We start from the raw sequence: 5,831 nt of genomic DNA on the forward strand, positions 1-5,831 counted from the left end.
GCGCTGGCGACGGATTCGCAGCAGCGGTTGCTGCTGGAGGCGTCGTGGGAGGCGATCGAGCGGGCGGGTATCGATCCGGTCGGTCTGCGGGGCAGCGCGACCGGTGTGTTCGCCGGTGTGATGTACAGCGACTACAGCGCCATGCTGGGCAGCCCGGAGTTCGAGGGCTTCCAGGGCAGCGGCAGCTCGCCGAGCGTGGCCTCCGGCCGGGTCTCGTACGCCTTCGGTTTCGAGGGTCCGGCGGTCACGGTGGACACGGCGTGCTCGTCGTCGCTGGTGGCGATGCACTGGGCGATGCAGGCCCTGCGGTCGGGGGAGATCTCGCTCGCCCTGGCCGGTGGTGTGACCGTGATGTCGACGCCCGCCGTGTTCGTGGACTTCGCGCGTCAGCGGGGTCTGTCGCCCGACGGCCGGTGCAAGGCGTTCTCGGACTCGGCGGACGGTGTCGGCTGGTCCGAGGGTGTCGGCATGCTGGTGCTTGAGCGGCAGTCGGACGCGATCCGCAACGGTCACGAGATCCTCGCGGTCGTCCGCGGTTCGGCCGTCAACCAGGACGGTGCCTCCAATGGCCTCACCGCCCCCAACGGGCCCTCGCAGCAGCGGGTGATCCGTCAGGCGCTGGCCAGCGGCGGGCTCTCCGCCCAGGAGGTCGACGCGGTCGAGGCGCACGGTACGGGTACGACGCTGGGTGACCCGATCGAGGCGCAGGCGCTGCTGGCGACCTACGGCCGTGACCGTGACCCGGAGCAGCCGCTGCTGCTGGGTTCGGTGAAGTCCAACATCGGTCACACGCAGGCGGCGGCCGGTGTCGCCGGTGTCATCAAGATGGTCATGGCCATGCGACACGGTGTGCTCCCGCGCACCCTGCACGTGGACGCGCCGTCCTCGCACGTCGACTGGACCGAGGGCGCGGTGGAGCTGCTCACCGAGCAGACCGCGTGGCCCGAGACGGAGCACGTGCGCCGTGCGGGTGTGTCGTCCTTCGGCATCAGCGGTACGAACGCCCACGTGATCCTGGAGCAGCCCGCGAAGGTGATCCAGGGCACGGTGGTCGCCGCTTCGGCACCGGAAGCGGACGTGGTGGAGCCCGCCGTCGTGCCGTGGGTGCTGTCCGGCAAGTCGCCGGAGGCGCTGCGCAGCCAGGCGGCGAAGCTGCTCGCCTCGGTGGAGGCACACCTCGACCGTCCGCTCGTGGACGTCGGTTCCTCCCTCGTCACCGCCCGGTCGCTGTTCGAGCACCGCGCGGTCGTCCTCGCCACCGACGTGGACACCGCGGCCCGCGCCCTGGCGGCCCTCGCGGTGGGCGAGCCCGACCCCGCGGCCGTGTCGGGCCCGGCCCGCACCGGGCGCTCGGCGGCGCTGTTCTCGGGTCAGGGTTCGCAGCGGTTGGGGATGGGTCGTGAGTTGTATGGCCGGTTCCCGGTGTTCGCTGAGGCTCTGGATGCCGTTCTCGCCGTCCTGGATGGCGAGTTGGGTGGTTCGCTGCGGGAGGTGATGTGGGGTGAGGACGACAGTCTGCTGAACGAGACAGGGTGGACTCAGCCCGCACTGTTCGCCGTCGAAGTCGCCCTCTACCGCCTCGTCGAGTCCTTCGGAGTGACACCGGACTTCGTGGCCGGTCATTCGATCGGTGAGATAGCCGCGGCGCACGTCGCCGGGGTGTTCACCCTGGAGGACGCGGCCCGCCTGGTGGCTGCTCGTGGTCGTCTGATGCAGGCGCTGCCGGCCGGTGGCGCGATGGTGGCCGTCCAGGCCACCGAGGACGAGATCGCCCCGTACCTCAGCGATGAGGTGTCGGTCGCCGCCGTCAACGGACCCACGTCGGTGGTCGTCTCGGGTGCGGAAGGTGCCGTACTGGAGGTCGCGGCGCGGTTCGAGGCGGAGGGCCGCAAGGCGACGCTGCTGCGGGTGTCGCACGCGTTCCACTCCCCGCTGATGGACCCCATGCTGGACGAGTTCCGGGCGGTGGCCGAGGGGTTGTCGTACGCCGCCCCGGTGATCCCGGTGGTGTCGAACCTGACGGGTTCCCTGGCCTCGGCGGAGGAGTTGTGCTCGCCCGAGTACTGGGTGCGCCACGTCCGTGAGGCGGTCCGCTTCGCCGACGGGGTGAGCACGCTCGAGGAACAGGGTGTGACCACGTTCCTGGAGCTGGGTCCCGACGGGGTCCTCTCCGCGATGGCCCAGGAGTCGCTGACCGGCGACGAAGCCGTCACCATCCCGGTCCTGCACAAGAACCGTGACGAGGAGGCCACCGCGGTTGCCGCGCTCGCCCGCCTGCACACCGGTGGACTGCGGCTCGACTGGTCCGCCCTGTTCGCCGGTATCGGTGCGGGCCGCGCGGAACTGCCGACGTACGCGTTCCAGCACCAGTGGTTCTGGCCCGCGGCCCCGCTCGGCGGTGATGTCCGCGCCGCCGGTCTCGGCTCCGCCGAGCACCCGCTGCTCGGCGCCGCCGTCGAACTCGCCGCGGCCGAGGGCGTGCTGTTCACCGGCCGCCTGGCACTGCACTCCCACCCCTGGCTCGCCGACCATGCCGTCAACGGCACCGTCCTGCTGCCGGGCACGGCCCTGCTGGAGATGGTGGTTCGCGCCGGCGACGAGGTCGGCAGCGACCGGGTCGAGGAACTGACCATCACCGCGCCGCTGGTCCTGCCCGAACGGGGCGCCGTTCAGGTCCAGATCGCCGTCGAGGCACCCGACGCCGCCGGCCGCCGCGTCGTGGGCGTGTACGCACGTCCCGAGGGCACCGGCGACACCGCCTGGTCGCAGCACGCCACAGGTGTGCTGGCCCCCGCCGGCAGCCGGCCGGCCCCCGCCGTCCTCGACACCGCCGTGTGGCCGCCCGAGGACGCCGAGGCCGTCGACGCCGACGGGTGCTACGAGGAGTTCGCCGAGGCCGGATTCGCGTACGGACCGGTCTTCCAGGGGCTGCGCGCGGCCTGGCGCCGCGGCGACGAGTGGTTCGCCGAGGTGGCTCTGCCGGAGGGCACCGAGAACACGGCCGCCGGCTTCGGTCTGCACCCGGCCCTGTTCGACTCCGCGCTGCACGCCCTGCTGCTGGCCCCGGCCGCCGACGGCGGCACGGCCGGACTGCCGTTCTCCTGGACGGACGTCTCGCTGCACGCCTCCGGCGCCACCGTGCTCCGCGTCCGGCTGACGCCGACCGGCGACCGGACGCTGTCCGTCAGCGCCGTGGACCTGTCCGGAACGCCGGTCGTCTCGGTGGGCTCCCTGGTCACCCGGACCGTCACCGGACTCGACACCACGGGCACCGACACGCTGCTGCGTGACGCGTTCTTCGGCGTCGAGTGGACCCCCGCCCAGGGATCCGAGGCGGCCCCCGCGACCGTCGCGCTCCTGGGCACGGACGGCGACCCGCTCGGGCTCGCCGCCGCGCTCGCCGCCGCGGGCACGACCGTGCAGACCTACACGGACGTCGCCGCCCTGGTGGCCGCGACGGTCGCCGCGGACCGGCCCGCGCCGGACGTGGTCGTCCTCGGTGTCGCCTCGCACGACGACGAGCCGGCCTCCGACGCGGCGCACCGGCTCACCGCCGGCGCGCTGGACACCGTCCAGAGCCGGCTGTCCGACGACCGGCTCGCCGGCGCCCGCCTCGTCCTCGTGACGCGTGGCGTGGTCGACACCCGGGACGTCGGCGCCGCGGCCGTCCACGGTCTGGTCCGTTCGGCCCAGACCGAGAACCCCGGAGTCCTCGGCCTCGTCGACCTGGACGGGACCCCCGAGTCCGCCGCCGCCCTCGCCGCGGCGCTCGGCTCCGCCGAACCGCAGCTCGCGCTGCGCGCCGGCCGGCCGCACGCCGCCCGGCTCGCCCGGCTGGCCCATCCCGCCGACACCGCCGCGCCCACCGCGTGGCAGGTCGACGGCACGGTCCTGATCACCGGCGGCACCGGCGGCCTCGGCGCCCAGTTCGCCCGGCACCTCGTCGACGCCTACAGGGTCCGCAACCTGCTGCTGGTCAGCAGGCGCGGCGGTGACGCCCCCGGCACCACGGAACTCGTCGCCGAACTCATCGCGCACGGCGCCGATGTGACCGTTCAGGCCTGCGACGTCGCCGACCCGGACGCCGTGAACGCCCTGATCGCCGGGGTCCCGGCGGAGCACCCGCTCACCGCGGTCGTGCACACGGCGGGCGTCCTCGACGACGGCGTCGTCGGCTCCCTCACCGGGGAGCGGCTCGCCCGGGTGCTGCGCCCGAAGGCGGACGCGGCCTGGAACCTGCACGAGGCCACCCGCGGCCTGGACCTGGACGCGTTCGTCGTGTTCTCGTCCGTGGCGGGCGTCTTCGGCGGCGCCGGCCAGGCCAACTACGCGGCCGGCAACGCCTTCCTGGACGCGCTCATGGAGCACCGCCGCACGGCCGGCCTGCCGGGTCTTTCGCTGGCCTGGGGCCCCTGGAACCAGGCGGGCGGCATGACGGAAACCCTCTCCGACACCGAGGCCGAACGGCTGACGCGGGCCGGGATGCCGCCCCTGGCTGCCGAGCAGGGCTTCGCCCTCTTCGACGCGGCACTCGCGGCCGACGCCGAGGACACCACCGGCACCGGCCTGGTCGTCCCGGTCCGGCTCGACCTGGTGGCGCTCGCCGCGCAGGGCGAGGTGCCCGTGGTACTCCGCGGTCTCGTCCGGACCCGCACCCGGCGCACGGTCGCGGGCGGAACCGTCACCGCCGACGGGCTGGTGGCACGCCTGACCGCGCTCACGGCCGAGGAACGCCGGGAGGCGCTCCTCGACCTGGTCCGCACCCAGGCGGCCCTGGTCCTCGGACACGCCGACGCCGCGTCGGTGGACGCCGCGGCCCAGTTCCGGGATGTCGGCTTCGACTCGCTCACCGCGGTCGAGCTCCGCAACCGGCTGAGCGCGGCCACCGGACTGCGCCTGACCGCGACGCTGGTCTTCGACTACCCGAACGCGGCCACGCTCGCGAACCATCTGCGCGACGAACTCTTCGGCGCCGAGACCGAGTCGGCGCTCCCTGTGAAGCTGCTGCCCGCCACGACCGACGACCCGATCGTCATCGTGGGCATGGCCTGCCGCTACCCGGGCGGCGTCGCCTCACCCGAAGACCTGTGGCGACTGGTCCTCGAAGGCACGGACGCCATCACCGATTTCCCGGCCAACCGCGGCTGGGACATCGAGTCGGTCTACGACCCGGACCCCGAGCACCTCGGCACGTCGTACACCCACTCCGGCGGATTCCTGGAGAACGCAGCGGAGTTCGACGCCGACTTCTTCGGGATGAGCCCGCGTGAGGCGCTGGCGACGGACTCGCAGCAGCGGTTGCTGCTGGAGGCGTCGTGGGAGGCGATCGAGCGGGCCGGTATCGACCCGGTCGGTCTGCGGGGCAGTGCGACCGGTGTGTTCGCCGGTGTGATGTACAGCGACTACGGGTCCATCCTCGGCGGCAAGGAGTTCGAGGGCCTCCAGGGCCAGGGCAGCGCGGGCAGCGTCGCCTCCGGCCGGGTCTCGTACACCTTCGGCTTCGAGGGTCCGGCGGTCACGGTCGACACCGCGTGCTCGTCGTCGCTGGTGGCGATGCACCTCGCGGCGCAGGCGCTGCGGGCCGGCGAGTGCTCGCTCGCCCTGGCCGGCGGTGTGACGGTCATCTCCACCCCGGGCACCTTCGTCGAGTTCTCCCGCCAGCGGGGTCTGTCGCCCGACGGCCGGTGCAAGGCGTTCTCGGACTCGGCGGACGGTGTCGGCTGGTCCGAGGGCGTGGGCATGCTGGTGCTTGAGCGGCAGTCGGACGCGATCCGCAACGGTCACGAGATCCTCGCGGTCGTCCGCGGTTCCGCCGTCAACCAGGACGGCGC

At 73.4% G+C, this 5,831-nt stretch carries 1 protein-coding gene; it reads left to right on the forward strand.

The genetic code is table 11. From position 1 onward, the window contains the following. Positions 1–5,831 (forward strand): type I polyketide synthase (locus tag ACWEK3_RS41915; protein ID WP_453252214.1); only part of this gene is annotated, 5,831 nt, incomplete at both ends.

The sequence above is a fragment of the Streptomyces sp. NPDC004721 genome (assembly GCF_053601495.1).